The following is a 26,807-nucleotide window of genomic DNA, read 5'->3' on the forward strand; positions in this document are numbered from 1 at the left end:
CCAGCAGGGCGAGGGCGCGTCAGGCCCCCGCCTGCCCGCGCGGATAGGCGATGATCGACAGATAGCGGATCGTGCCCGGCCCCATGGTTTCCGGACCATGCTGGGCCTGGCTGTCGAACAGCAGCGTGTCGCCGGGCTTGAGGTCATAGCGCCGGTCGCCATGGCGATACGACAGTTCGCCCTCCAGCACGTGAATCAGCTCCGTCCCGGCGTGGGAAAAGCTGGTATAGGGGCTGGCCCGGTCAGACAGCGTGATCAGATAGGGTTCGATCACCAGGTCGCCGCGCATCAGGTGGCCCAGCAATTGATAGACGTGGCCCGATTTGGTGCCGCGCCGATCGATCTTCACGCCTTCGCCTGCCGCCACGAAAGAGCAGTCCTGCCGCTCTTCGGCCAGGGCGAACAGCGACGAGATCGGCGCGCTCAGTGCCTGGGCAAGCGAGTGGATCGAAGTGAGCGAGGCCGAAATCTGCCCGTTCTCGATCTTGGAGAGCATGCCGGTGGAAAGCCCGGCGGCGGTGGCCAGATCGGCCACCGACAGATCCTGCTGGCGGCGCAACTGGCGCACACGCAGGCCCAGCGCCTTTTCCAGCGCGCGCGGATCGTTGCTGGGGGCGCCCGATCCGGTGGTCAATTGTTCGATAACTGCTTCTGAAGGCTCTGCCTGTTCGGCTTTTGCGCGCTTGGCCATATCGTCTCCTGCTGGCCCTGCATGGAACGGCGGCACGGCAAATTCAAGCTTGGCGGCCCGGGTGACGGGCCACCTTTTGACAAGGGGCGGTGCATCGGCGCATGAGCGACGCCATGCACTTTGCCCACTTCGACATCGCCCGGTTCCTCGCCACTGCCTGGCAAAAGCAGCCCATGCTGATCCGCAATCCTTGGGGGGCATGGCACAATCCGCTCGATCCCGACGAACTGGCCGGCCTGGCCTGCGAGGCCGGGGTGGAATCGCGCCTGATCGTGCGCGGCGCGGGCGGGCCAGTGCTGGAACACGGGCCATTGGCTGAAGACCGCTTTGCCAGCCTGGGCGCCGATCCCTGGACGCTGCTGGTCCAGGCGGTGGACCAGCAGGTGCCGCAGGTGGCCGATCTGATCGCGCCGTTCCGCTTCGTGCCCGATTGGCGGATCGATGACGTGATGATCAGCTATGCCACCGACGGCGGCGGGGTGGGGCCGCATTTCGACCAGTACGACGTGTTCCTGATCCAGGGGCTGGGCCGGCGGCGCTGGCGCGTGGGTGCGCGCTGCGATGCCGCCACGCCGCGCCAGCAGCACGCCGATCTGGCCCTGATCGCGGATTTTGCCGCCACTGGCGATTGGGTGCTGGAACCGGGCGACATTCTCTATGTCCCGCCCGGCTTTGCCCACGATGGCGTGGCGCTGGGCGATGATTGCATGACCTATTCGATCGGGTTTCGCGCCCCCTCGCGCGCCGAACTGGTGGAGGGCTGGGGCGCCCACGTCGCCGACCAACTGGAAGCGGCGGCCGATCACGAGGCCGATCGCTATGCCGATCCCGATCTCGTCCTGCAGGATCACCCCGGAGAGATCACCCCGGCCGCGCTCGACCGGCTGCACGCCATGACGCTGGAAGCGCTGGGCGATCGCGTCGCCTTTGCCCGCTGGTTTGGCCAGATGAACACCCAGGCCAAATACGCCAATACCGACTGGCGCCCCGATACGGCGGCAGACCCGGCCGATGTCGCCGCGCTGCTGGCGCAGGGTGTGGCGCTGCGCCGCAACCCGGCCCACCGCCTGGCCTATATCCGCGAGGGGGCCGGCACGCTGCTGTTTGCCGATGGCCTGGCCTGGCCCTGCGCCGACGTGGCCCTGGCCCAGGCATTGTGCGGCGGGGCGCTGGTGCTGCTCGATCCGGGCCTGGCCGGCGCGCCGGGCACCGCCGCGCTGGTGACCGCGCTGATCGACCAGGGCACGCTCGCTTTCGATGATGGCGAGGACGACGAAGACGGCGATTGGGCGGATTGAGCACCCATGGCCCTGATCGCGTTCAACAAGCCCTATGGCGTGCTGTGCCAGTTCACCAACGAGAGCACCGGCCCGGCGCGGCCCACCCTGGCCGATCACATCACCATGCCGGACGTCTATCCGGCCGGACGGCTGGATCTCGATAGCGAGGGGCTGCTGCTTTTGACCGACGATGGCCGCTTGCAGGCGCGGATTGCCGATCCCCGGTTCAAGGCGCCCAAGACCTATCTGGTGCAGGTGGAGGGAGAGCCGGACGAGGCGGCGCTCGCTGCCCTGCGGCGCGGGGTGCGGCTCAAGGACGGGATGACCCTGCCCGCTGGCGCGCGCCGCATCGATCCCCCCGCGCTGTGGCCGCGCGTGCCGCCGGTACGGTTTCGCAAGAGCGTGCCCGATTGCTGGCTGGAGCTGACCCTGCGCGAAGGGCGCAACCGCCAGGTGCGGCGCATGACGGCGGCCGTGGGCCACCCCACCCTGCGCCTGGTCCGCTGGGCCATCGGCGCCTGGACGCTCGATGGCCTCGCGCCCGGAGAGTGGCGCCAGGTGGATTAGGCCGCTGCCAATCCGCGCTGCGTCGATCCATTGTGTGGGTTGGGAGCAAGGATTGGTGGTTGATTGCCATGGCGCAAATCATTGAGCGGGACACCGGGTCAAGCCCGGGGTGACGTAAGGTTTTAGAAAACAACACCTTCTTCGTCACCCCGGGCTTGACCCGGGGTCCCGCTTTTCTGGTGGCCCGTCCTGCCAGACCGTCCGCAACCGGCGCGTCACCAGCCTTGGGCCTCGTCCGCACCGCACATGGCGCGCGCGGCGCTCAGAATCCTGGCGGCAGTTGCATGCCATATTCGGCCCAGGTCTTGTCCACCCCCGGTGACAGGCTGCGCGCGCGGGACAGATCGGCCAGCGCGCGGTCACGCTCGCCCAGGCGGGCATAGGCCAGCCCGCGCCCATAGAGCGAGGCGATCAGGGTCGGCGCCATGCGCAGCGCGGTGTCGTAGTCGGCAATCGCGCCCTTGTTGTCACCCTGGCGCAGCCGCAGGAAACCCCGGCTGTCGATGAAATCGGGGCGGCCCGGCGCGAGGCGCAGGGCGTTGTCGCAATCACCGCCGGCACTGTCGAGCGCCAGGTTGTGCGTGGCCTTGAACCAGCACACCAGGTTGTGCGCCTCCGGGTCTTGGGCATGGCCGGCCAGCGTGGTGCCGGCCAGTTGCAGCGCGGCGGCGCTGCGGCCTTGCGCTGCCATCATGTCCATCTGCGCGGCTGCCACCTTGAGCGAGGTGGGAGCGAGCTTGGCCGCGTGGGTGATATCGGCGGTCATCGCCGCGGTGGCGGCAGCGTCCCGCTCCAAGGCGGCGCGTTGCAGCAGGGCATCGATATTGTCGGGATCGCGCTTCAATGCGGCGGTCACGTCGGTCATGCGCCCGGCATTGTCGCTCACCGGCCGCATCGAAGCGTGAGTGAGCAGGTCGGCCGTCGTGCCGTCATGCGCCACCAGCCAGTCGGCATCGGCCAGGGCACCGGTGCGGTCGCCCTCCTGTGCGCGCAGGGCGGCGCGCAGGCGGCGCATGTCGCGCGCGTCGGGGTTCTTGGCCAGCAGCGCGTCGGCTCCCTCCAGTGCCTCGGTCGTGCGGCCCAGCATCGAAAGCGCGACCACGCGCACGGGCTGCAGCGGCAGATCGGGCGCGAGGACAAGCGCGGCGTCGGTATCGGCCAGGGCCGGGCCATATTGGCCCATCGCCAGGTGCGCGCTGGCTCGCCCGGCCAGAGTGCGCGGGTTGCGCGGATCGATCGCGATGGCGCGGTCATAGGCAGCGATGGCATCGGCCATCTTCTGCGCCTTGAGCGCGACCAGCCCCTTGGCCGCCCAGGCCATGTCGTATTTGTCGTCCAGCGCCAGTGCGGCATCGGCCGTCGCGGTGGCGCGGGCATCGCCCTGGCTGGCATAGGCAAAGGCCAGCAGCCCTTGCGCGATCGGCTGCTTGGCATCGACCGCCAGCGTCGCATTCAGGCCGGCGATGGCGCCGGGCATGTCGCCCCGGTCAAACGCCGCCGCGCCGCGCACCAGCCAGGCATGGGCCAGTGCCGGCTTGTCAGTGGCCAGGGCGGCCATGTCGGCATCGGTCGCTTCATACATCGCGGGCAGGCGGATGAACTGGCCATGGTTGCCCAGCTCAGCCATGCGGTCGCGCACCTTGGCGGCATCGGCGGCGGGCAATTCGGCCTTGAGAGCGCGGGTGTCGTTGTCCATCGTCACCGTGTCGCCATTCAGCGTCACACGACGGTGAAAGGCATAGAGGCCGCCCACGGTTTCATCCACGTCGCTCGCTTGCAGGGCAAAGTCCTTGCCGCCACGCGGCAGGCGCACGGTTTCGTGGTTGGCCCACCAATCGGGATAATCAAACGCAAAGGGCGCATCGGCCAGCAAGGTGCCCTCGCGCTGCACATCGGGTTTCCACCCTACGCGCGCGCGATCGAGTTCGTACCAGCGCATCGATCCGCTCGATGTCCACTCCATCTTGGCGGTGCCGGTCATGCCCAGCACATAATCGCCGCTGGCCTCGTCCAGAGTGGCCGTCACGGTTTGCGGGGTAACGAAATCATAGACATCGCGCCACAGCTTGCGCAGCTGGCGTTCGCGCTCGGCCGTGGCCAGGCCGGCATATTTCATCCGCCAGCGCGCCGCCGTATCGCCGCGCGCGCGCATTTCCGCCCGCGCCGGGGCGGGCACCTCCACCCCGGCCGAGGCATCGAGCGCAAGGCTGGTCACCGCCTGCGGCGCGCTGGGCGCGGGCGGCACCATCGCCACCAAGCCGCTGCCTTGCGCCGTGGTGGGCAGGCCACTGGTGTAATTCGGCACTTCCAGCCGGTCGAGCCGGCTATCGCCCTGGCGCGTGCCGTCCAGCCAATAGCTGCGCCCGCCGATCTGCGCCTCGACCAGCACGTGATCGAACAGGTTCATCGCCGGCAGCCGCGCGGCCACGGCATCGCCGCTGTCGGTATCGACAAAGACCGGCCGTGCCGCGATGCCCAGTCCCTTGAGCAGTGCCACCAGCAGTGCGGTCTTGCCCTTGCAATCGCCAAAGCGGCGCTGCCACGTCAGGTCTGCCGGGGCGGGCACGAAACCGCCATCGTTCATGCCGATGAACAGATAGCGCACCTGTTCCTGCACCAGGGCCAGGGCCAGTTCGGCGCGGCGCACCGGATCGGAGCTGGCGGCGGCAATGCGCGCGATCTCGGCCTTGAGCGGGCTATCGGGTTTGAGCGTTTCGGCCGTCTCGAACAGCGCGTGTCCGGTGCGCGAGACGCTGGGCCAATCGGCAAATTCGGTCAGCTCCACCAGGTTGACCAGACCAAAGCGCGCGGGCGCGCCGCTGGGCGCCCGCTCGGTGGAAAAGTCGCTGCGTTCGGCGAGCAGTTCCATCGTGTCACCCTGCCGCGTCAGCTTGGGCTGCACCACGCCGGGCCAGGCGCGCCATTGCACCGCGCGGCCCACCGGCCAGGTCATCCTCAGGCGATAGTGGCCCAGCGGGAAACCGTCTGCCGGGCCCATCACCAGTTCGGCGCGGCCGCCGATCGCCGGATCGCGGCGCGTGCGGGTATAGGCAACATCGATCACATCGCCGACGCGCAGGTCATCGGGCTGGAGCGTGGCGGTCAGCTTGCCATCGAGCATCGCATCTTCGAGGTTCTTTTCGCGGCGCACCACGGAAAGGGCGCTGCCATCGCCCAGCAGGTCGATCACGCTATCGCCGCGCAGGATGCGATAGCGGTGCAGCGTCAGCGTTTCGAGGCTGGGGTCCCAGCTCAATTGCAGGGCGGCATCGTCCAATCCCTGGGTGGTGGCAATGCGAAAGCGGTTGGCGCGATAGACGCTGCTGCCGCCATCGATCAGGCGCGCCTGCTCATCGATCAGCAGGTCGATCGTGGCAGCACCTTGCGCGCCGGCGCCGGTGGGCGTGATCGCGGCGCCGGGCGGCAAGACCCACGGTTCGGGCGGGGCAATGGCCGGGCGGGCCAGCGCCGCGCTGGCCGCGCTGGCCTTGCCCTCGGGCGCGGCGTGGGCGCTGATGGGTGCCACGCCCAACCCCAGACCGAGCAGGGCGAGCGCTGCACATGGCCGCGAAGAAGCGGCGGCCAGCGCCGCGGCTGCACGAAAAACCCCCAAGAATGCCCCCACCTTTGTGCCGCATGGTAACGGCAGATTTGTCTTTGTTGCCATTGCTATCGCCTGCGCCGGGAACCGTCCAGCCAGGGTTGGCGCGAAATTGCTTCAAGTTTCGCGGGAAGCGGGGCAGATGGGCCATGCCGCAGCGCGCGGTGCCTGGATCGACGCACGATGACCGCAGACAGACCGCCGGTTTACCTCGCTGATCAGTCGGCCGTGCTCGGCGTGCCTGCCCGTTCGGCCGGTCGCCCGATCCGGCGCGGACGGCTGGTGGCGGGCATTGCCCTGCATTTCCTGGCGCCCGGTTATGGCCTGGTGCTGGTGACCGATGCCGCGCTGGGCCATGCCCCGCATGCGTGGGCGGCCTGGTTGCCCCATGCCCTGCATCTGGGCGGCTGGTTCCTGGCCGCCTATGGCGCCGCGGCCGTGGTGGCAAGCGGCGTGGCGGCGCTGGCCGATCGGCGCCAGCGCGCGGTGGCGGCACCGCCGGCAGTGTCGTTGGCCCCGGCCCTGGCCGCAGCGCAGGGCCGCTTTGGCGCGGCGGCTGATGCGCAACTGGCACGCATCGCCAGCCTGGCCGCGCCCACCGAGGCCGGCCCGATCGCCCAGGATATCATCCGCCTGCTCGCCGCCAGCAGCGCCGCGCCCGCATCCGATCCCGGAGTGCAGCAAGGCACGGCCCAGGCCCTGGCAATCTTGGCCGATGCCCTGGAGCAGGACGTGCGCCAAAGATCAGGCGCAGCACAGGACCAGGCGCGCGTCATGGCGCGGTATATCGACCTCAAGTATCGGCCCGGTTCTGACGGGCAGGATACTGTGTGACATTGCGATTGTTGTGGATTTCGCTGTGAAAACGGCCTAGATGAGTCGGTGGCCGCATCGAGCGGCTTTTAACAGGGCAACAGCACCCATGGGTGTGCAATTCTTCCCTTCGGCCCGGCGCATCGCCCGGCTCACTTTCACCAAGCACAGGTTTGAAAGCCCAGGCCGCTTGCGGCCTTAACGGCGCACAGTCCGCGCCAGGCATCAACCACGCCTGACCGTGGCCGCGCGCCCATGCGCAACCGCACCACCCCATCCGCACCATTCCCGCACGCCGGTATGCCATGCCGGGCGCCATGCTTGCCCTAGCCGGGCCGGATAGCCGGCGCAGTTGGCAGGCATGCGTGCGGCCTGCTGTGAGGGTTGCGTCACCCCGGTTGCTGTTTCCCCTGATCCAGACTCCACAGGATGTCATCCATGCTTGATCCCATCATGCTCGGCACTGCTGCCGTGCTCGTCGTGTTCGTCTTCGTGCTGTTCGTGGCGTCGCGCTGCGTGCGCTATGTCGGCAACAATCGCGTGGCGATTGTCGAAAAGCTGTGGAGCGGCGCCGGTTCGATCACCGACGGGCTGATCGCTCTGCGCGGCGAAGCCGGGTTCCAGCCCGATGTGCTGCGCGGCGGCTATCACTTCTTCTTCCCGTTCCAGTACCGCATCCATAGCCAGTCGCTGGTGACCATTCCGCAGGGGCAGGTCGGCTATGTCTTCGCCCGCGATGGCGCGCCGCTTGGCCCCACGCAGACCCTGGCGAGCAATGCCCAGACCGCTGATTTCCTCGATGTGCGCGCGTTCCTGTCGGCCGGTGGGCAAAAGGGGCCGCAGCGCACGATCCTGCGCGAGGGCACTTATGCCATCAACACCGCGCAGTTCGTGATCATCACGCGTGATCGCATCCATGGCCTGATGCTCAATGCCAATGATGGTGATCTGTTCGGCCAGATGCAGACGCTGATCGCCGGGCGCGGCGGGTTCGAAGCCGTGGTAATCAAGGATTCGGCCGACCAGATCGGCATTGTCACCGTGCACGATGGCCCCGCGCTCAGCGCCGATCACATCATCGCGCCCGAAGTGGGCACGCAGCAGGGCGATGCCGCCACATTCCACAACTCGTTCCAGGACCCGGAAAAGTTCATCGCCGCCGGTGGCCGGCGCGGGCGCCAGCTGCAGGTGCTGGTCGAAGGCAGCTATTATATCAACCGCCTGTTCGCCACGGTGGAAATGGTTGCCAAGACGGTGATCGAAGTGGGCCATGTCGGCGTCGTGATCAGCTATACCGGCAATGACACGGCCGATACCTCGGGCGATGATTATCGCCATGGCGAGCTGGTCGCGCGCGGGTCACGCGGGGTGTGGAGCGATCCGCTGCTGCCGGGCAAATATGCGTTCAACACCTATGCCGGCAAGATCCTGATCGTGCCCACCACCAACTTCATCCTGAAGTGGGAAAGCGACACGATCGGCCAGCACAAGTTCGACGAAAACCTCTCGGAAGTTTCGCTGATCACGCGCGACGCGTTCGAACCCACACTGCCGCTCTCGGTGGTGGTGCATATCGATTACCGCAAGGCGCCGCTGGTGGTGCAGCGCTTTGGTGATATCAAGAAGCTGGTCGAACAGACGCTCGATCCGATGGTCTCGGCCTATTTCAAGAACATCGCCCAGAAGCGTACGCTGATCGAACTGTTGCAGGAACGCAGCGACATCCAGGAACAGGCCGGCGCCGAAATGCGCGCCAAGTTTGCCACCTACAACCTGGAAATGCAGGAAGTGCTGATCGGCACCCCGCGCGCCAGCGCCGGCAACGACCAGATCGAGAAAGTGCTGCAACAGCTGCGCGAACGCCAGGTGGCTGAAGAGCGCGTGACGACCTATGAAAAACAGCGCATCGCCGCCGAAGGTGAAAAGGCGCTGCGCGAGGCCGAGGCGCGGGCCAACCAGCAGACCGCGATCACCCAGTCGGAACTCTCGATCATCGTGCGCGAAAACGAGGGCAAGGCGGCCCTGCGCCAGGCCACGCAGCAGGCCGAACAGACCCGCACCCTGGCCAAGGCCGAAAGCGAGCGCGTGCGCATCATCGGCGAGGGCGAGGCCGCGCGGATGATCGCCCTGGCCGCGGCCGATGCCGAACGCATCACCAAGACCGGCCTTGCCACCGCCGAAACCATTGCCCGCCAGGCCGAGGCATCGGGCGGGGCGCAGAACCAGCTCACGCGCCAGATCGTGGAGCGGCTGGCCGACGCACTGGAAAAGTCGGGCGTGGACATCGTGCCCCGTATCCAGATCAGCACTGGCGGCGACGCCAGCGGCGCTGCCGGTGGGCCATTGGCCGCGCTGATCGGCATGATGCTGGGCGAAAAGGGCCGGGACATGCTGGCCAGCGACGCGGCGGCAGAGCCCGTGCAGACTCACTGACGCATCCCGCACGGCCCCGCTCCAACGAAACGGAACGGGGCCGTTTCATTTTTCGGGGTAGCTCGGAGTAGGCGCTGTGCACATGCGCGTAACCGCGCGTTTGACGACATACCAACCGGTTGGTATGTTTTGCCCATGTCGAGTCGAGCAGCCTCATCTCCCAACAAGCGCAATGCGCGGGCGCGCCTGCTCGACGCGGCGACAAAGCTGATCCGCGAAAAGGGCTTCACGGCGACCAGCGTCGATGAACTGTGCGCGGCAGCGGGTGTGACCAAAGGGGCGTTCTTCCACCATTTCGCCTCGAAGGAAGCGCTCGGCGTGGCTGCGGCAAACAACTGGGCGGAAACGACCTCCGCCCTGTTTGCCGGCGCTCCCTATCACCTGCCTGCCGATCCGCTCGACCGCGTATTTGCCTATCTCGATTTCCGGCGTGACCTGGTGTCGGACGAGATTGCCGCGTTCACCTGTCTGGTCGGCACCATGGTGCAGGAGGTGCACGGCACCAGCCCCGCCATCCGCCAGGCCTGCGAAGCGAGCATCTTCGGCCACGCGCAAAGCCTGGTGCCCGATATCGCCGCAGCATTGGCGGCGCATAATGTCCACGGCGTTCAACCGATCGACCTGGCGCTGCATTTCCAGGCGGTTCTGCAGGGCGGGTTTATCCTGTCGAAAGCCAGCGGCGACCCGGCGCATGCCAAGGCCAGCGTCGCGCATCTCAAAGCCTATGTCGCCATGCTGTGCGAGGTGCCCCCGCTGTGCGAGGTGCCCCTGCCTCAATGAAGCGACACAATGAAGAGGCCCAATGAAGAGGCCAAACCAAGAGGAGAGCCTGACATGCCCGGAACCGTCCATCTTCACCGCGTTTTGCCTGTCAAACCCGACAAGGTCTTCCGTGCCTTTACCGAGGCACAGGCGTTGGCGGCATGGTTGCCCCCTTATGGTTTTACGGCCGGCATCGAACATTTTGATGCGCGCGAGGGCGGCCGCTTTCGCATGGTGTTCACGAATTTCACCACCGGCGGATCGCATGGTTTCGGCGGCGAATTTCTGGAATTCGTGTCTGGAAAACGGCTGCGTTATACCGACCGCTTCGACGATCCCAACCTGCCCGGCGAGATCGTCGTCACGGTCGACTTCACGCCGGTATTGTGCGGAACGGCGCTGAGCATCGAACAGGCCGGCATTCCCGACGCCATCCCAACGGAGATGTGCTATCTTGGCTGGCAGGACTCGCTGGACAAGCTTGCGCGCCTCGTCACCCCTGAAATCAGCCAGTAATCGCGTTCAGAGGAAACCAGCCATGTCCAAGATGATTTTCATCAACCTGCCGGTAACCGACCTGAACCGGTCGATGGCATTTTACGCCGCCATCGGGGCGACCAACAATCCGCAGTTTACCGACGAGACCGCCGCCTGCATGGTCATGAGCGAGACTATCCATGTCATGCTGCTGACCCACGACAAGTGGCGGCACTTCACGACGAAGCCGATCGTGGATGCCCATGCCAGCGCGCAGGTGCTGCTGTGCCTGTCTGCCGACAGCAAGGACGCGGTGAATGCCTACGTCGAGCAGGCCAAGGCCAACGGCGGAAAGGCTGACCCGACGCCGACACAGGATTTCGGCTTCATGTTCGGGCGCAGCTTTGAAGATCCTGATGGCCATATCTGGGAAGTGATGTGGATGGACATGGCCGCTGCGTCGGCAGCCATGCAGCAAGGGGCAGCCTGACATGCCGATCGATCCGCAAGCCGCCATCGAAATCACCGCCTATGACTGGGTGCCCGACATGGCGCGCGGACGGGTCAAGGATCTGCGGGTGCGATGGGCACTGGAGGAAATCGGCCTGCCCTATCGCGTCCGTCTTGTCGGCGGGGCGGGCACCGAAAAATCCGCAGAGCACCTTGCCGAGCAGCCCTTTGGCCAAGTTCCGGTCTATCGCGAGAACGGCCTGACCCTGTTTGAATCCGGGGCGATCCTGATCCACATCGGCGAAAAGGACGAACGGCTGCTGCCCCGCGACCCCGCCGGGCGGGCGCGGGCGATCGGCTGGGCGTTCGCGGCGCTCAACAGTATCGAGCCGTTTCTCGGCACGCTGACCATCCTGCGCTTCTTCGCCGATGGAAAACCGTGGCAAGGCGAAGCCAAGGCCGCGGTGCGCCCCTTGGCCGTCATGCGGCTGGCGCAACTGGCACGGGAGATGGGGGATCGCGACTGGCTGGAGGATCGCTTCACGATCGGTGACTTGCTGATGATCGACGTGCTGCGCAATGTTCCAGAACCCGGCCTCGTGGCAGCCCACCCCAACCTGGCCGCCTATGTCGAACGCGGCAGGGCGCGCCCTGCTTTCCAGGCGGCATTGGCAGCGCAGATGGCCGTGTTCCAGCAGGCGCGGCGATGACCCCTCTCCGTTCGAACGCAGGATCGCGGGCACGGCACCACGCCGGGATCGTCACACGCTGGCAAAACCGCGCACAGGAATGGCTGTGGTGTGCTTGAGTTCCGACAGCGTGACGGTGGACACGATGTCGATCACGCCGGGCAGCTTGAGCACCACCTTGAATATGAATTTCTGATACCATTCCAGCGATTGCGCGATGACCTTGATCAGGATGTCGCGCTCGCCGAAAATGGTGTGGCACTCCAGGATTTCAGGCGTGATTTCGATCTTGCGCAGAAAATCCTCACGCTGCTTGTCCGACAGCGCGGCCATCTTGAGGGTGGCGAAAACAATGATCGCATCGCCCAATTGCTTGCGATCGAGCAGGGCGACCTGGCCCTTGATATAGCCTTCCTCGCGCAGCCGTTGCAGCCGCCGCCAGCACGGCGATTGCGAAAGGCCCACCTTTTCAGCGAGTTCGGTGGTGGAAAGGCTGGCATCCTGCTGGATCTGGTCGAGAATCTTGAGATCGATCGGGCTGAGCGGTTCGGCCATGCGAAAATTCCTGCAATTTGCGCAATCGCTATCCGGGTTTTGGGTCAACACAAGATTAAATCGACGAAATGCATGGTCAGCTTGCATGAACGCCGCGTTGTGTTCCTACCCGGCATGGTTATGCGCAAACACGCTGCGAAACGGCATGAATTGGCAGCGGCGCGCGGCTATGCAGGACACCATGGCATATCGGCAGGGCAAAGAGGCGATGGTGGGCGCGGGGCTGACGCGGCGCCAGGCGATGCAGGGGCTCGGCGCGGGCGTGGCTGCCGGCATGGCAGTGGGACCGCAGGCTGCGCACGCCGGGGCGGCGGCAACTGCACCAACCGTCATCGCGCCAATCGCCACCACGCTGCCGGCCCGCGCTGCCTTTGCGCCCACCAGCCTGGCCTACCTCGACAACGGATCGCAGCACCCGCTGAGCCTGGGCGGCCAGGCGGCAATTGAGGCATATCTCGCCAAGCGGCGGCTGGACCCGGCGGCACAAGGCTATGATCTGGACGAGGCCGGCCTGCTGGCCAAGTTTGCCCGGCTGATCAACGCCGATGTCGATGAAGTGACCTATGTGCAAAGCACCACGGCGGCCGAGCAGATGGTGCTGCGCGCCCTGGACCTGCCGGGTAACGGCGGTGCGCGCGTGGTGACCGACACGCTCCATTTCTTCGGCTCCATCCCGCTTTACGAAGAAATGGCGCGCCAGGGGGTGAACGTCACCTGGGTGCAGGCGGTGGATGGCCGCATCCGCATGGAGGATATGGCCAGGGCGCTTGCCGGTGGGGCGCGGCTCGTGGCACTTTCGCAAGTGTCGACGATCAATGGGTTCGAGCATGACCTCAAAGCGGTGTGCGACTTGGCCCATGCCCATGGCGCGCTGGTCTATGCCGACATGATTCATGCCGCCGGCTGCGTGCCGGTGGACGTGAAAGCCAGCGGCGTCGATTTCGCCGCCTGCGCATCGTACAAATGGCTGATGGGCGATTTCGGGCTGGGGTTCCTCTATGTGCGGCGCGATGTATGGCCGCGCCTCAAGCGCTGTGCCTATGGGTATTACGGCATCGATACGTTCCAGCCGCATATCTATCCGCTCGATCCGCCGGGGCAGGCGGTGGCCGACTACGCGTTTGCCGACAATGCCACCGGCCGCTTTGCCCTGGGCACCCACAGCCACGCGGTGATCGCGCAACTGCACCATTCGCTCGACTGGATCATGGCCACGGGCGTGGCGCGCATCCAGGCCCATGCGCAAGGGCTGGTAGCCCGGCTGAAAGCCGAATTGCCCGGCCGCGGCTATGCGGTGATGACCCCGCCCGAATGCCGCGCCCCGATCGTGACCGCGATCTGCGCCGATGCCCGCGCCAGGATTGGCCCGGCAATGGCGGCGGCGGGGGTCAAGCTGACACTGTCGGCCAACCGTTTTCGCCTGACGCCTTCGGTGCAGAACGACGATGCCGACATAGACCGATTCCTGGCGGCCCTGCCGCGCGCATGAAAGAGGCCAAGATGGCGCAAGACCTGGTGTTCATCGATGGCGAGCGCGTGCATCGCCTGCTCGATTATCCTGCCTGCATCGCGGCCATTGAGGCGGCGATGCGCGCGCTTTCGGGCGGCGCCACGCGACAATTGCCGCGCACCATGATCCACATGGGCGAGGGGCGCACCTTTGCCCAGATGACCGCGAGCCTGGCAGACGACGGCATGTTCGGGGCCAAGTTAATCAGCGTGTTCGCCGATCCGGCCCGGCCGGGCCAGCGCAGCCATCGCGGCGTGATCACCCTGTTCGAGCCGGCACAAGGCCATCCCGTGGCCGTGGTCGATGCCGAGGCGGTGACTCACATCCGTACCGCCGCGGCGACGGCCGTGGCCACGCGCGCCCTGGCCCGCGCCGATGCCCGCGCGCTGCTGATCATGGGCACCGGCGGGCAGGCCCATACCCACCTGGCCGCGCTGCCGCTGGTCCATCGTTTTGAGCGCATCCTGATCTGGGGCCGCGATCCTGCCCGCGCGGCGGCTGTGGTGCAGCAATGGCAGGACCGCTTGCCCGTGGCCGTGGCACCAGACGCGCAAGCGGCAGTGGCGCAGGCCGATGTGATCTGCACCGTGAGCGGCGCTGCCCAGCCGATCCTGCTGGGGCAATGGGTGCGGCCCGGCACGCACGTCAATCTGGTGGGATCGAGCGCGCCAGGCCCGGTGGAAGCCGACACCGCCCTTGTCGCGGCCGCGCGCTATATCGCCGACAGCAAGGCCAACGCGCGAGAGGCTGCTGCCGAATTCCTGGTCGCCCGCGCCGCCGGCGTGGTGAACGACGCCCATATCGTGGCCGAGATCGGCGAGGTGCTGCTCGGCCAGGTACCCGGACGCCGCGATGCGCGTGATATCACGCTCTACAAGTCGCTCGGCCACGCCGTGCAGGATATCGCCGCCGCGCAGTTGCTGCTGGAGCGCGTGCGGGCGGGGTAGGGGGTGCCCGCGTGCATGCGGGCGGGGAAAGTCAGTCTTCCTGAAACGGCAAATCCGCTGCCTCCGTGGAATGGAGGCAGCGGACCGTTGCGACCCGAATGGTTCGGGGGATTGGCCGTTCAGAAGGAACCGGCAAACTGCACGCCGACCGTGCGGGGCGGGATGTAGCGGCCATAGGGCGCGGTGGTGCCGTTGCGGTTGATCGCATAGAGCACGGCGCGTTCGTCGGTCAGGTTGCGCGCAAAGATGTTGACGCTCCACCCAGCGTCGAGCGCGGCACCGGCGCGCACGTCGAGCTGGCCATAGCTGGGCAGCATCTGGCGTTCGCGCCCGGCCGCGGCGAGGCTGTTGAGGAAATCGCCCGGCCGCTTGCCCGTCCAGGCATAGTTCACGCCCAGCGAGCCGCTGACGCCTTCACCCAGGCGCACTTTCTGATCGAGCCCGATATTGGCAGTGAACCGCGCCGAGTTGGGCAGGCGATCGCCCTTGGCGCCAACCAGCGCGGAACCGCCATCGGTGGCCGCCGGCAGCGCCTGGGTCAGCACGGCATCGGTAAACGTGGCGTTGCCGCTGATCGCGCCGCCGGTCCAAGGCCGCACCGTTCCGGCCAGTTCCACGCCCCGGCTGCGCGCCTTGGCGCCGTTGGTGGTGAACGTCAGCTCGTTGGCCGAGGTGTTCTGCAACTGGATGCGGCTCCAGTCGATCTGGAACACCGACAGGTCGAAATCGAGCTTGCCCTCCAGCACCGAACCCTTGGCGCCCGCTTCATAGTTGACCACGCGGTCAGAGCGATAGGTGCCAGGTACGCCATCGGCCAGGGTATTGGTGCCGCCGGGGCGATAGCCATTGGCAACGCGCGCATAGACCATCACGTCGCGCGTGATGTGCCAGCTGGGCGAAACCAGCCAGGTGAACGGGCTTTCCGAGGTGCGGTGTTCTTCGCTGCTGGAAAAGCCGAAGATGTATTGCGCGACGCCCGTGGTGGCGACGGTGGAAAGGTTGTCCTGCTTGTTGTGGGCATAGCGGCCGCCCACTTGCAGATCGAGGCCGGGCGCAAGGTGCCCGGTCACCGTGCCGAACGCCGCCAGTTCACGATAGGTCGAAGGCCCGGCGCCGACATACGGCGTGTCGATCAGGCTGCCACTGGCGTTCATCAGCAGCATGGTTTGCGAAATATTGGCGTGCTCGACCGAATAGAACCCGCCGAGCATCCAGTCGAGTGCCGTGCTGTTGCCCGAGAGGCGCAGTTCTTGCGAGAAGCGGGTGGCGCGGTGCGAATTGGTCAGGAACACCGACGACAGGCCGGGGTAATAGCGGCCGAGCAAACCGCCGAAGATGCTGGTGAGATCCTGGTAGGGCACGGATTCGTTGACGTTCCAGCCGGTGACCGAGGTGACCTGGACTTTGCCCAGATCGAGCACGGCGCGCGCCGAATAGACATCGAACTGGCTACGGCTGGGCTGGCCCAGCACGCGGGTGACCGAATAGGGATCGGCGTTGACGCTGTTGAAATCGGTGTCGGACTTGAAATCGACCAACCCGCTGTTCTCGGTGCGCAGGCGCTGGCGAATGGCGCTGAGCGTGATCGTCAGGTTATCCACCGGGCGCAGCAGCAGCGCGGCGCGGCCGCCCCATTGGCGCTGGTGGTTGGCATTGGCCAGGAATTGCCCGGTGTTGCTGTCGGTGTTGTCCACCCAGGCCGGATCGCGGCGATAGAAGCCGCTGACCGCCAGCGCGACGCGGTCCTTGATCAGCGGCACGTTGAGCGAGCCACGCAGCGAATTGCCCTGGCCGCCATGGGCCACGGTGGAAACGCCTGCTTCCACCCGCCCGGTAAATTGCGTGGTGCTGGGGTCTTGCGTCACGTACTTGATGATGCCGCCCAGGCTGGCCGCACCATAGAGCGTGCCCTGGGGGCCGCGCAGCACTTCGATGCGCGAAAGGATCGCCGGGTCGAAATCGGGAATGTCGGTATCGCCGTTGGCGGTGGCCGAACCGAAGGGCACATCGTCAACCAGCACGGCCAGCGTGGGATTGGTGGCCCCGCCGGTGGTAATGCCGCGCAGCGACAGGCTGTGCACGGCCTGGCCGGAATACTGCAGGCCGGGGATGCGGTTGAAGTAGTCCCTGATGTTGGTCAGATTCTGCTCGGTGAGCGTGTTGGCCGACAGCGCGGTAACCGGGGCAGGCACATCGATCAGGCGCTGGCTGGTCTTGAGCGCGGTGACGATGATCGTATCGCCCGGCTCTTCTGTGCTGGCCTGCGGCGCGACCGGCGTGGCGGTCTGCGCATGGGCACCCACGGCCAGGCCGCCGGACAGAATCGGCGCCAGGGTCAGGGCCAGGGCGGATCGACGGCGGAACGCGCCGGTGGTGTTGGTCTGCATGGATGCCCTCATGTTCTGGTTGGTTCGTTATCGGCAAGAACACCACAACGGAGCGGGAATTTTTATTTGGATATGGCGTGGGCTGACCGGCTGCCGATTATATTTATGCGTGAAAGCGTGCTTGCGGGGTGTGAGCCGTGCCCTGGCCTCTGGCGCGATTCACCTGCATCGCTGGCACTTGCCGCATAATCTATGTCGCCCACGTCCAGGATGGGCGCGCGAAAGACACGCACTGCCCGGGCCGCTACGCTAGGCTGCGCAGCATCATCATAGCGAGCGCCGCGATGCCCCAGTTTCAAACCGTGCTTTCCATCCGGGCCCTGCTGCCCCTGGCTGCTGCCCTGACCATGGGCACGGCGCCGCGCCAGCCAGACCAGCTTGCCGTCACGCTGCGGCCCGACATGGCCGATGGCGCGGTGGCGGGGGTGGCCGTGGCGATGGACTTGCCCGCGCCGGCAGACGGCACGCTCTTGCTGGCAGCGCCGGTGGTCTATCCCGGTGCGCCGGGCGTGGCCGACCGGCTCAGCGGCCTGGCTGTTACCGACGCGCGGGGGCCAGTGCCCTTGGCCGTGAGCGAGGATGCGCCGGTCAAAGGCGGATTCCCATGGTATCGGCACTGGCGCGCCACCCGTACGGTGCAGGGGCAAGTGGCAATCCGCTATCGCGCCGCCGTGATGCCGGCGGGTGGGCCCGGCGGGCCGGCCTTTGGCCTGCGCGCGGTGGGCGGGGGCCTCGCTGCATCGGGCGGCGGGTTCCTGCTGCTGCCGGAAAACCGCGATGCGCTACCCGCGCGATTGCACTGGGATCTTTCGGCCATGGCCAGGGGCGCGAGCGCGGCGATCTCCTATGGCGCGGGCGATGTGGTGGTGCCCGGTGGCGCGCAGGCGCTGGCCGATAGCTGGTTCATGGCCGGGCCGCTGGGCCACTGGCCGGCGACCGGCACGCGCGACGGCTTTGCCGGGACCTGGCTGGGTCAGCCGGTGTTCGATGTGCCCACGGCGCTGGCGCGGGCCGGGGCGGCGCACCGCTATCTGCAAGGGTATTTCCCCCACCTGAAAGGCCAGCGTGCCTATCGCATCTTCGTGCAGTTCCGCGACGCGGCGCCCTATGGCGGTGGCACTGCGCTGGATCAGTCGTTCATGCTCTCGCGCGGGCCGCTGGCGCCGGGTGAACAGAGCGAAATGCCCAGTTCCCTGTTCTTTCACGAGATGATCCACCAGTGGACCGGTCAGATCGACGCACCCAGCGGCATTTCCAGCTGGTTCTCCGAAGGGCTGACCACCTATTACGAAGACGATCTGCAATGGCGCGGCGGCTTTGAAAGCGCCGATGCCTATCTCGCGGCGGTCAATCGCCTGGCGCGGCGCTACTTCATCAGCAAGGCGCGCAACATGGCGGCGGCCGATGTGGTCAAGATCGGCTTTGGCGATGAAGAGGTGCGCCACATCGTCTATTATCGCGCGGCGATGTATTTCCACGATCTGGACGCGCGCATCCGTGCCCATAGCCAGGGCCAGCGCACGCTCGAAAGCGTGCTGTTCCCGCTGTTCCTGTTGCGCGAGCAGGGCGTGCGGTTCGATACCGAGGCCTGGCTGGCGGCGATCGTGCGCGAGCTGGGCGACGAGGGCGAGCGCGATCGCTTCAAGCGCCTGATCCTGGACGGCACGGACACGCTCGATCCGCTGTCCGATGCCTTTGGCCCCTGCTTTGCCCGCGTGGCGACGCAGTGGGATACGCCCCATGGGCGTGTCGATGGCTGGCAATGGCAACGGGCTGCGCCAGCGGGGCACCGGGCGGCGGCGCCTGCCGGGGCATGCCGGTGAACGTCGCGGCCCTGACGCTGGCGCCGCTTTTGCTGGCCGCTGCGCCCGCACTTGCGCCCGCACAGGATGGCCCGATTGCCCCGGCGACGAGCCATCACGCCTTGGCCACGCCCGCCGGGCGGCTGGACTATGACGCCGTGTTTGAGCAGCAGGTGCTGCGTGGGCCGGATGGGCAACCGGCGGCCACGATTTCCACGATTGCCTATCTGCGCAGCGGCACGGCCGATGCCATGCGGCCGGTGATCTTTGCGTTCAACGGCGGGCCAGGTGCTTCCTCCTCTCCGTTGCATATCGACGCCATGGGGCCGCGCCGGCGCGATGGCGCTGGCCTGGTCGACAACGCCGAGACCCCGCTCGATCGGGCCGACCTGGTATTCGTCGATCCGGTAGGCACCGGGTTCAGCCGCCCGCTCACGCCTGGCGGCGGTGCCCCGTTCTGGAGCGTGGCCGGTGATGCGCGCGCCATGGCCCAGGCGATCACCGGCTGGCTTGCCGCGCATGGCCGCGCGGGTGCGCCGGTCATCGTGGTGGGGGAAAGCTATGGCGGTACCCGTGCTGCGGCGATGCTGCCCTTGCTCAAGGGCGTGAACCTGGCGGGGCTGGTCCTGCTGTCTCCCGCCCTGGCGATCGGGCCGCAGGGGGACAGCGAACTGGTCGAGGCACTGCCGGCCATGGCCGTGGCCGCAGCGGCCCATGGCAAGGGGGCGCTTGCCGGCCTGCCCGCAGCGCGCGTGGAAGCGCGCGCGGCTGCCTTTGCCGCTGGCCCCTATGCCCGCGCCCTGCTGGCGGGCAGCGCCCTGGCCCCGGCAGAGGAGGCCCGCGTGGCGATGCAGATGGCGCGGCTGATCGGCCTGCCACCGGCCGCGATCCGCGCTGCACGCCTGCGGGTGGACGTGGAGATGTTTCGCGCCGCGCTGCTGGCCGGCAAGGGCCAGGTGGTGGGCCGGCTCGACAGCCGCATCGCCGCGCCGCGCCCGGCGCAGGTGGCTGGGCGGCCGTCGGCGGCCAGCGATCCCGCGCTGGGGCTGGGCGCGAGCAATGTGATCGTGTCTGCCGCGCTGGGCGATTACCTGCGCCGCGAACTGGGTGTGCACACCACGCGCGACTATGTCTCGCTCACGCTGGACGTCAATTTCCAGTGGCGCTGGCCGCGCATGGAGGGGGCGGACGGCGATGAGGCCGATCGCCGCCCCGATCTGCTGGGCAACCTGGCCCAGGCCATGACCGACCATCCTGCCCTCGAGGTGACGCTGGTGGGGGGCTATTACGATATGGCCGTGCCGCTGATGGCGACGCGCGACGCGCTGCGCCATGCCTGGCTGCCACGCTCACTGGCGCGGCTGGTGGCCTTGCCGGCAGGGCATTCGGTCTTTGCCGATGCCCCCGGCCGTCGGGCCATGCGCGCGATGATCGATCAGCTCTTGCGCGCGAACGCGAACCACCAGGCCAGCCCCAAGACCAGCCAGCCGCCCACCAGCAGATAGGGGCGCGGATCGGCTTCCACGCCAAACGCCGCAATGGCCAGCGCCGCCACCACGCCGGCCAGGCCGATCAGCGTGACCGTGGCCGGCGCCATGCCCAGCGCCGCGCGGGCATGGATTTCGGGGTGATGGCGGGCAACCACCGTGGCCGACCACGAACAGGCCGCGTATTTGAGCATGGTCGGCAGATTGACCGCGAGCAGCAGGAACACCAGGCTTTGCGGCAGGAGCATGCCGGCCATGGCGCAGGCCCAGGCCAGCAGCACGGCCACGTGCGGCGTGGCAAAGCGCGGGTGGACGCGGCCAAGTGCGGTGGGCAGCGCGCCGCTGCGCCCCATAGCAAAGAGGCTGCGCGAAAAGGTCAGCGCCAGCGCGTTCATCGACTTGACGATGGAGAGCGTGGCGGCGCCCACGATCAGTATCGTGGCGGCCGGGCTGCCCATTACCACGCGCGCGGCGTCGAGCAGCGGCGCCTTGCTGGCGGCCAATCCGGCCGGGCCGACCAAGCCCAGCGCCGTGGCCGCCACGGCGCCATAGACCAGCGCCGTCAGCGCAATCGCCAGCGCGATGCCCAAGGGCATGGTGCGGGCGGGATTGCGCACTTCTTCGCCGATTTCCACCGCGCTTTCGATGCCCAGGAACAGGCTGATCATCAGCGGCACGGCAGCAAGCACCTGGGGCAGCGGCACCGAGAGCGGCGCGCCCATCGTGGCCACGTGCACATGCGGCAGGCCAAGCGCGACCAGCAGCGCCAGCACCACCAGCAGCAGGGCCATGAGCGCGGTCTGCGCCTTGGCGGCAAGGGCAACGCCGCGATAGTTGAGCGCAAAGACCAGCGTGATCAGTGCCGCCATGGCGGGCAGGGGCGGCAGCGGCACGACCATGCCGAGATAGCCGACCAGTACCTGGCTCAGGATCGCCATGGCGCCGACGTTGGCCACGATGCGCATCCAGGCGATGAGAAAGCCCACCGCCGGATGGATGAAGCGGCGCGGCCATTCATACGATGCGCCCGATACCGGCAGGGCCGAACCGAGATAGGCATAAGCCAGGGCAAAGATCAGCATCGGCAACGCGGCCAGGCCGATCGCCGGCAACAGGCCCGCCCCGGCGACTTGCGCGGTCGGCCCCAGGATCGTGAAGATCGAGACCCCGATCGCGGTGCCCGCGCCAAACGTGACGACACCGACCAGGCCCACCGATTTGCCGAGCTGGATCGGCGCTTCGGGTGCGCTCATCGCAGGCTGCCCGTGATGAAGGCGCGCAAGTCTGCAGCCAGCGCCTGCCGAGCCTCGCGGCCCAGATAGGCCATGTGCCCGGCGGGATAGGTGCGGAAAGCGACGCGGTCTGCCGGCGCACCCGAATGGGCCATGGTATCGCTTGCCGTCCCCAGTGGCGTGACAAGATCATAGAGCCCGGTGCCGACCAGGACGCGCAGCGCCGGGTTGCGGTTCATCGCCGTGGCAAGATCGGTGGCATAGTTGCTGGGCGATGGCCCATAATCCCACGCCCCGTTCACATCGCGAAAGGCAATCGCCTTGTAGGGCTGGGGCAGGTCGATCTTGAGCGTGTCGCGGGCATAGGCGTCCCACGCGGCGACAAAGCCCGGCACATATTGCGCCATGGCCGGGTCATCGGCCACCGGGTCTGGCCCGGCGGCGGCCAGCGGCAGGGTGAAACGCGCATCATAGAGCCCGGTGCGCCGTCCCTCGGCCGCCAGCAGCAGGCGGGCAAAGGCCGCGCCCGACAGGCGCAGGTCGTTGGCCAGGATCGTTTCCGCGGGCAGGCCGACAAGGCGCGCCATGGCTTGTGCCACGGCAGCGCGGCGCGCGGGATCGAGGCGCGACCCGGCATGCAGCGCGCCGAGATAGGTGTCATCGACAAAGGCCTGCGCCGCATCGACCTGGCCCTGCGGGGTGCAATCTGGCGCCACCTTGTGGAAATGGCATGCCGTGGCCGCCAAGCTGGGCAGGATGCCAAGATAGCCGCGATCGTCGCCCGCCGCGCCATGGGCCATGTCCATCGCCTGGCCCAGCAGGATCACGCCATTCAAGCTGATGCCGTCCATCTGCCCGGTCTGGGTGGGGCCGCCGGCCAAGAGCCGTGCCACCACCGCCGCACGCACCGTGCCATAGCTTTCCGACAGGATGTATTTGGGCGCGTTCATCCGGCTATGGCGGGCCAGCCACTGTTCCATCACCTGCACCGTGGCCACCGCATCCTGCTCCACGCCATAGAACATGGCCGGGGTGCCATCGGCCAGGATGCGGCTGTAACCGGTGCCGGGCGGATCGATCAGCACCAGGTCTGCCACGTCGAGCGGGCTGTCGGCATTGGCCACGGTGTGGAACGGAGCAGTGGTCTGGGGATGATCGGGATCGTCGAAATCGATGCGCTGCGGGCCAAGCATGCCCATGTGCAACCACAGCGAAGCCGAGCCAGGCCCGCCGTTGAACACGAACAGCACGGGCCGGCTGGCATCGGGTTTCGCGGTCTTCCCGCCGGCTTTCAGATAGCTGGTGGCAAAGACGCTGGCGGCCGCCTTGCCATCGGGGCTGCGCAGGATGAATTCCTCTTCAGCCGCGTCATAGGCCATGCGCGTGGTGCCGAACGTGCCCTGGCCCTTGGTGATGAAAGCGCGTGGGCCGGCGTCCTGAGCGTGCGCGGGCAGCGGGGCGGCGAGCGGGGCGAGCGCCAGGGCAGCGGCCAGGATCAGGCGATCAATCGGCATGGTCGGCAATCTCGTATCCAAAGGCGGACCGGGCGGTCAGGCCGGCATCCTGGCTGGCCAGGGCTTCCTTGGCGGGGTGAAGCGGCGGTGGCGTGGTGAACGGGGCAATGCCCAGCGCGGTGTAGATCTCGCTGGGGAAATAGGCGACCCCGCCGCGCAGCACCAGGCGCGGGCGGCGGATGGCGGCGATGTCTTCCACCGGATTGCCCGGCACCAGCACCAGATCGGCCAGCTTGCCCCGCGCGATCGTGCCCAGTTGCCCCTCGCGTCCGAAAAAGCGCTCGGCATCCAGCGTGCCCGTGCGCAGCGCCTGCGCCGGGGTAAGGCCGGCCTGCACATAAAGCTCCAGCTCGCGCTGCACGGCAAAGCCGGTCGCTTCATCGGTCCCAGGCAACAGGACGATCCCGGCGCGGTGCAACATGCCGATGGTTTCCAGCACTTTGGCAAATCCACTGTGATAGGCCGCATCGGCGGCGGCATCGGGCAGGGTGACGAACGAACGCTTGCGGTAGCGCTGGAAGCCGATCGGCATGTGGCCGAGGAAATCCTCCTGCCCCGGCGGCACGTGCCCGGCGCGGCTGAGCATCAACTGTTCGAGGATCGAGGCCGTGGTATCGAGCGCGACGTGATGCTGCTGCATCAGCCCCACGGTGTGCTGCACGGCGGGCGCGGCAAGATCGAGGCTGCCGGCGCGGGCCATGGCTGTCAGGCGCAGGGGCGTGCGGCTGTCTTCGCCCGGCTGCAAGATCCACCCCAGCATCAACTGATTGATGTGGGCGATGGAATCATAGCCATCGGCAATCACCCGATCGGGCGTGTCGAACGCGGGGACATGGCCGGTCACTTTCAGGCCGAGGCGGTGTGCCTCGGCCGCGATCGGCGCCACCCAATCGGGGTTCATCGAGTTGTAGATCTTGATTTCGGCATAGCCGCGCGCCGCGTACCAACGCACGTCCTTGAGTGCTTCGTCCACGCTGACGGGAATGAAGCCGAAGCGCGCCGAATAGGGGCTGCGCCCCTCGATAAAGCCATTGGGCACGATGCGCGGCCAGGCCACCTGCCCGGCATCGACGCGGGTGATCAGGTCTTGCAGGAAGGCATTGTCGTTGCCCATGTCGCGCGTGGCGGTAACGCCAGCGGCCAGATAGAGCAGGCCGGAGGGCAGCGTGGCGTGCGAATGCATGTCGTGCAGCCCCGGATAGACCGTGCCGCCCTGGCCATCGATCACCGTCTCGTCGGCCGGATCGGGCGCGGCGGGGTCTTCGGGCAAGACCTGGGTGATCGTGTCGCGCATCACCACCACGGTCGACAGGGCAGAGCGGGTGCCGCTGACCGGATCGAACACGTGGACGTTGCGGATGCGCAGCGGCGTGGCAAAGCGGTGCGCCAGTTGCTGTTGCAGGGCCAGCGCGCGCGCCGTTTCCAGCTCGGTCGCCAGCTTGGCGAGCATCGGCACTTGCGCCTCATAGCCGGCGCGGATCGTGGTGCCATCGGCGCCGGGGCCGAACACGCCCGCCAGCCGGCCGGTCGTGTCGAGCAGGACATAGCCGGGGTTGAGCTGCACCCCGGTGATGCGCCAGGCGGTGACCGGCAGGGCAGCCTTGCCACTGCCCAGCGCGAACGTGCGCCCCGCCTGCGCGCAGACCCGGCCCGAGGGCAGCACGGCCAGGCAATGGTCTGGCCGCCCCATCGCCGCGCGGGCATAGAGCGCCAGGGCATAGGGGCTGTCATCGTTGGCGATGTACAGCGGCGGGCGGGCAAAGGCCTGGCTGCCGGCGTCGGCCTGGCTTTTCCAGCGCGCCTCCTGCCCGGCATAGGCATAGCTTTCATCCACCGTGCCGCCCATCAGCGAGGTGCCATGGATCGTCCAGCTGGTCGGCACGCCCGAGGGATCGAGCACCAGATCCTCGTGATGCTTGGGCCCGCGGCCATTGTCGTCCACGCGGTAATCCACGGCCACGCGGTTGCCCTGGGTGTGGATCTTGAGCGAGCCGACGGTTTCGCCGTTGGAGACGATGACGAGGCTTTCGTCCGCCGCCTGCGCTGCCGGTGGCGCTGCGGCGAGAGCGAGGACGAGCGGGAGCAGGGCGCGGCTCATCGCGGCGCCTGCCCGGTTTGAGCAGGAGCAGTCTTGGTGATCAGCATGCGGATGTCGTTCCCCAGGGCCTGGGCCGTGGCGGCCACCGAATAGCCGGTGTGGCCCCCGTCGTAATAGCGCAAGGTCACGCGCTGCGGGTCCCAGCCCGATTGCGTGGCGAGCAGCTCGGCCCCGCCCATCGTGGTCTGGGTATCGTAATAGCCGTTGGCGACCAGGACCTGAAAGCGCGGGTTGGCTGCCATCATCGCGGTGATGCCCTGGTAATAGGGCCAATCGGCAAAGGGACTGGTGCCCGATCCCCAGCCCCACTGGTCAAACCCTTCGACGGGAGCGGACAGGACATAGGGCTGCGTGTCTGCCACCTTGAGTTCGTCGTGGCGGTAGCGCTCGAACAGGCGGGCCAGGGTATCGGTAATCGCTTCCGACGCATCGGGGGCGCCGCCCTGCGCGGGCGCGGCCATGGTATAGCGCGCGTCCATGCGGCCCAGCACGAGGCCCTTGTCCTTGAGCAGTTCGACGCGATAGCGTTCCTTGGATATGCGCAAGTCGTGCGACAGATACCAGGCGGCCGGGATGCCGGTGAACGCGGCCAGGCGCGCGGCGACGCGGGCGCGATCGGCAAGGGGCGCGCCGCTGCCCTGATAGAGCACGGTCAGGTAATCGCCCTTGGCAAAGGCGCGCGCGGCGGCGAGGAAAGCGGGCAGGTCCATACCCATCCGATCGGCCCGGCCATGATACCACGCGATCGCTGCCAGGGTGGGCAGCGAGGCGACATAGCTGGTGACATTGGCGGGGCGCTGGGCATATTCGATGATGTTGGCCGCTTGGCCATAGAGCACTACGCCGGCCAGCGGCAGCGGATCGGGGCCCTGCGCCAATTGCCGCGCGATTTCGCAGGCGCGGTTGGTGCCATAGCTTTCGCCCAGCACATAGACCGGCGCGCCGGTTCGCCCGTGGGCGGCCAGCCAGGCGCGGATGAATGCGGCAACTTGCGCAGCATCGGCGCGCACCGACCAGAACGCATGGGGATCGGTACCCGGCACCACGGTGCTGAACCCGGTGGACGCGGGATCGACGAAGACCAGGTCTGCGGCGTCGAGCGGCGAAGCGGGATTGTCTGCCAGGGTGACTTTGGCCGGATCGGCGGCGATGTCATCGGGGAAAGCGGCGCGGCGGGGGCCAAGGCCGCCGACGTGGACATAGGCCGAGGCCACGATCGGCCCGCCGTTGAACGCGAACAGCACGGGCCGCGTGGCAGGGTTGGCGCCATCGCGCAGATAGGCGAAGCTGACAAGGCGGGCCGCGCCATCCACGGTCTTCACCCCGGTCGCCTCCACCTGCGCGGTATAGGCCAGGGTCTGCCCGCCGAACGTGCCCTTGTGGTGGGTGATCACCGGCGCTGCCAGCGCGTGCTGGGCGGTTTGCGCGGGCGCCGGTGAAGCCGGCTGGGCGTGCAACGGCGCAGCGGCGCTTGCCAGGACGAGGGGAAGCAGCAGGGCGCGCATCAGGACA

The 26,807-nt window shown here is 67.5% G+C and carries 20 protein-coding genes; 12 read left to right on the plus strand and 8 right to left on the minus strand.

The genetic code is table 11. The features are described 5' to 3' along the window. Positions 1–19: 19 nt before the first annotated feature. A complete protein-coding gene (locus FHW97_RS15955; protein ID WP_022675447.1) occupies positions 20–691 on the minus strand; it encodes an XRE family transcriptional regulator in 672 nt (223 codons plus the stop codon). Between the two features lie 113 nt (positions 692–804). On the opposite strand from FHW97_RS15955, the gene FHW97_RS15960 reads away from it, so the two are divergent. Both FHW97_RS15960 and FHW97_RS15965 read left to right on the plus strand, forming a co-directional pair. Beyond that, a complete protein-coding gene (locus FHW97_RS15960; protein WP_168352573.1) occupies positions 805–1,989 on the plus strand; it encodes a cupin domain-containing protein in 1,185 nt (394 codons plus the stop codon). 6 nt (positions 1,990–1,995) lie between these two features. Further along, positions 1,996–2,538, plus strand: coding sequence for a pseudouridine synthase (locus tag FHW97_RS15965; protein WP_171797017.1), 543 nt, complete (start codon positions 1,996–1,998; stop codon positions 2,536–2,538). A gap of 262 nt (positions 2,539–2,800) precedes the next feature. Here the strand turns inward: FHW97_RS15965 and FHW97_RS15970 are convergent, their stop codons facing one another. Next, positions 2,801–6,064 (minus strand): DUF3857 domain-containing protein, encoded by a 3,264-nt coding sequence (locus FHW97_RS15970; protein ID WP_370525438.1) that lies wholly within the window; start codon positions 6,062–6,064, stop codon positions 2,801–2,803. A 258-nt stretch (positions 6,065–6,322) separates the two neighbouring features. On the opposite strand from FHW97_RS15970, the gene FHW97_RS15975 reads away from it, so the two are divergent. From FHW97_RS15975 to FHW97_RS16000, 6 genes are all read left to right on the plus strand, one after another. Further along, positions 6,323–6,973, plus strand: a complete 651-nt coding sequence (locus FHW97_RS15975; protein ID WP_062787734.1) for a hypothetical protein — start codon at positions 6,323–6,325, stop codon at positions 6,971–6,973. 417 nt (positions 6,974–7,390) lie between these two features. After that, a complete protein-coding gene (locus FHW97_RS15980; protein WP_168352450.1) occupies positions 7,391–9,385 on the plus strand; it encodes an SPFH domain-containing protein in 1,995 nt (664 codons plus the stop codon). A 135-nt stretch (positions 9,386–9,520) separates the two neighbouring features. Then, positions 9,521–10,165, plus strand: coding sequence for a TetR/AcrR family transcriptional regulator (locus FHW97_RS15985; protein ID WP_168352451.1), 645 nt, complete (start codon positions 9,521–9,523; stop codon positions 10,163–10,165). Between the two features lie 54 nt (positions 10,166–10,219). Then, on the plus strand, positions 10,220–10,663 hold the full coding sequence (locus tag FHW97_RS15990; RefSeq protein WP_168352452.1) for an SRPBCC family protein: 444 nt from the start codon (positions 10,220–10,222) through the stop codon (positions 10,661–10,663). Between the two features lie 22 nt (positions 10,664–10,685). Then, on the plus strand, positions 10,686–11,114 hold the full coding sequence (locus FHW97_RS15995) for a VOC family protein (RefSeq protein ID WP_168352453.1): 429 nt from the start codon (positions 10,686–10,688) through the stop codon (positions 11,112–11,114). A gap of 1 nt (position 11,115) precedes the next feature. After that, entirely contained in the window at positions 11,116–11,784 is a 669-nt protein-coding gene (locus tag FHW97_RS16000) for a glutathione S-transferase family protein (protein ID WP_168352454.1), read from the plus strand. Positions 11,785–11,835: 51 nt separating this feature from the next. On the opposite strand, the gene FHW97_RS16005 is transcribed toward FHW97_RS16000, so the two are convergent. Continuing rightward, complete coding sequence (locus FHW97_RS16005; protein WP_022678075.1) at positions 11,836–12,318, minus strand: Lrp/AsnC family transcriptional regulator; 483 nt, start codon at positions 12,316–12,318, stop codon at positions 11,836–11,838. 181 nt (positions 12,319–12,499) lie between these two features. On the opposite strand from FHW97_RS16005, the gene FHW97_RS16010 reads away from it, so the two are divergent. Together FHW97_RS16010 and FHW97_RS16015 are read left to right on the plus strand one after the other, a co-directional pair. Next, positions 12,500–13,807 carry an aminotransferase class V-fold PLP-dependent enzyme gene (locus FHW97_RS16010; protein ID WP_253941830.1) on the plus strand — a complete coding sequence of 436 codons (1,308 nt, stop codon included), beginning with the start codon at positions 12,500–12,502 and terminating at the stop codon, positions 13,805–13,807. Then, a complete protein-coding gene (locus FHW97_RS16015; protein WP_168352455.1) occupies positions 13,804–14,775 on the plus strand; it encodes an ornithine cyclodeaminase family protein in 972 nt (323 codons plus the stop codon). The genes FHW97_RS16010 and FHW97_RS16015 overlap by 4 nt, the downstream gene beginning before the upstream one ends. 119 nt (positions 14,776–14,894) lie before the next feature. Here FHW97_RS16015 and FHW97_RS16020 read toward each other — a convergent pair whose 3' ends face one another. Beyond that, entirely contained in the window at positions 14,895–17,162 is a 2,268-nt protein-coding gene (locus FHW97_RS16020; RefSeq protein WP_168352456.1) for a TonB-dependent receptor, read from the minus strand. Positions 17,163–17,446: 284 nt separating this feature from the next. On the opposite strand from FHW97_RS16020, the gene FHW97_RS16025 reads away from it, so the two are divergent. Both FHW97_RS16025 and FHW97_RS16030 read left to right on the plus strand, forming a co-directional pair. Continuing rightward, on the plus strand, positions 17,447–18,985 hold the full coding sequence (locus FHW97_RS16025) for a hypothetical protein (protein WP_168352457.1): 1,539 nt from the start codon (positions 17,447–17,449) through the stop codon (positions 18,983–18,985). Continuing rightward, the gene (locus FHW97_RS16030) at positions 18,925–20,469 is read left to right on the plus strand and encodes a peptidase S10 (RefSeq protein WP_168352458.1); all 1,545 of its coding nucleotides are present in this window, start codon (positions 18,925–18,927) and stop codon (positions 20,467–20,469) included. Before FHW97_RS16025 ends, FHW97_RS16030 begins: the two co-directional genes overlap by 61 nt. Here FHW97_RS16030 and FHW97_RS16035 read toward each other — a convergent pair. The 4 genes from FHW97_RS16035 to FHW97_RS16050 are packed head-to-tail and all read right to left on the minus strand — an operon-like array spanning position 20,400 to position 26,800. Continuing rightward, on the minus strand, positions 20,400–21,704 hold the full coding sequence (locus FHW97_RS16035) for an APC family permease (RefSeq protein WP_168352459.1): 1,305 nt from the start codon (positions 21,702–21,704) through the stop codon (positions 20,400–20,402). The genes FHW97_RS16030 and FHW97_RS16035 overlap by 70 nt on opposite strands. Then, positions 21,701–23,197 (minus strand): S10 family peptidase, encoded by a 1,497-nt coding sequence (locus FHW97_RS16040; RefSeq protein ID WP_168352460.1) that lies wholly within the window; start codon positions 23,195–23,197, stop codon positions 21,701–21,703. The genes FHW97_RS16035 and FHW97_RS16040 overlap by 4 nt, the downstream gene beginning before the upstream one ends. Continuing rightward, the gene (locus FHW97_RS16045) at positions 23,187–25,295 is read right to left on the minus strand and encodes an amidohydrolase family protein (RefSeq protein WP_168352461.1); all 2,109 of its coding nucleotides are present in this window, start codon (positions 25,293–25,295) and stop codon (positions 23,187–23,189) included. The genes FHW97_RS16040 and FHW97_RS16045 overlap by 11 nt, the downstream gene beginning before the upstream one ends. Next, entirely contained in the window at positions 25,292–26,800 is a 1,509-nt protein-coding gene (locus tag FHW97_RS16050; RefSeq protein ID WP_168352462.1) for a S10 family peptidase, read from the minus strand. Before FHW97_RS16050 ends, FHW97_RS16045 begins: the two co-directional genes overlap by 4 nt. Between the last annotated feature and the right edge of the window lie 7 nt (positions 26,801–26,807).

The organism is Novosphingobium sp. SG754 (assembly GCF_013149315.1).
GTDB lineage: Bacteria > Pseudomonadota > Alphaproteobacteria > Sphingomonadales > Sphingomonadaceae > Novosphingobium > Novosphingobium capsulatum.

Excerpts from the sequence above, each read along its gene's own strand:
- FHW97_RS15990 (WP_168352452.1), top strand. The coding sequence starts at position 10,220 with ATGCCCGGAACCGTCCATCTTCACCGCGTTTTGCCTGTCAAACCCGAC.
- FHW97_RS15965 (WP_171797017.1), top strand. The coding sequence starts at position 1,996 with ATGGCCCTGATCGCGTTCAACAAGCCCTATGGCGTGCTGTGCCAGTTC.
- FHW97_RS15955 (WP_022675447.1), bottom strand. The coding sequence starts at position 691 with ATGGCCAAGCGCGCAAAAGCCGAACAGGCAGAGCCTTCAGAAGCAGTT.
- FHW97_RS16045 (WP_168352461.1), bottom strand. The coding sequence starts at position 25,295 with ATGAGCCGCGCCCTGCTCCCGCTCGTCCTCGCTCTCGCCGCAGCGCCA.
- FHW97_RS15995 (WP_168352453.1), top strand. The coding sequence starts at position 10,686 with ATGTCCAAGATGATTTTCATCAACCTGCCGGTAACCGACCTGAACCGG.
- FHW97_RS16025 (WP_168352457.1), top strand. The coding sequence starts at position 17,447 with ATGCCCCAGTTTCAAACCGTGCTTTCCATCCGGGCCCTGCTGCCCCTG.
- FHW97_RS15980 (WP_168352450.1), top strand. The coding sequence starts at position 7,391 with ATGCTTGATCCCATCATGCTCGGCACTGCTGCCGTGCTCGTCGTGTTC.
- FHW97_RS16050 (WP_168352462.1), bottom strand. The coding sequence starts at position 26,800 with ATGCGCGCCCTGCTGCTTCCCCTCGTCCTGGCAAGCGCCGCTGCGCCG.
- FHW97_RS15985 (WP_168352451.1), top strand. The coding sequence starts at position 9,521 with ATGTCGAGTCGAGCAGCCTCATCTCCCAACAAGCGCAATGCGCGGGCG.
- FHW97_RS16020 (WP_168352456.1), bottom strand. The coding sequence starts at position 17,162 with ATGCAGACCAACACCACCGGCGCGTTCCGCCGTCGATCCGCCCTGGCC.
- FHW97_RS16035 (WP_168352459.1), bottom strand. The coding sequence starts at position 21,704 with ATGAGCGCACCCGAAGCGCCGATCCAGCTCGGCAAATCGGTGGGCCTG.
- FHW97_RS15960 (WP_168352573.1), top strand. The coding sequence starts at position 805 with ATGCACTTTGCCCACTTCGACATCGCCCGGTTCCTCGCCACTGCCTGG.
- FHW97_RS16040 (WP_168352460.1), bottom strand. The coding sequence starts at position 23,197 with ATGCCGATTGATCGCCTGATCCTGGCCGCTGCCCTGGCGCTCGCCCCG.
- FHW97_RS15975 (WP_062787734.1), top strand. The coding sequence starts at position 6,323 with ATGACCGCAGACAGACCGCCGGTTTACCTCGCTGATCAGTCGGCCGTG.
- FHW97_RS16000 (WP_168352454.1), top strand. The coding sequence starts at position 11,116 with ATGCCGATCGATCCGCAAGCCGCCATCGAAATCACCGCCTATGACTGG.
- FHW97_RS16015 (WP_168352455.1), top strand. The coding sequence starts at position 13,804 with ATGAAAGAGGCCAAGATGGCGCAAGACCTGGTGTTCATCGATGGCGAG.
- FHW97_RS16030 (WP_168352458.1), top strand. The coding sequence starts at position 18,925 with ATGGCAACGGGCTGCGCCAGCGGGGCACCGGGCGGCGGCGCCTGCCGG.
- FHW97_RS16005 (WP_022678075.1), bottom strand. The coding sequence starts at position 12,318 with ATGGCCGAACCGCTCAGCCCGATCGATCTCAAGATTCTCGACCAGATC.
- FHW97_RS16010 (WP_253941830.1), top strand. The coding sequence starts at position 12,500 with ATGGCATATCGGCAGGGCAAAGAGGCGATGGTGGGCGCGGGGCTGACG.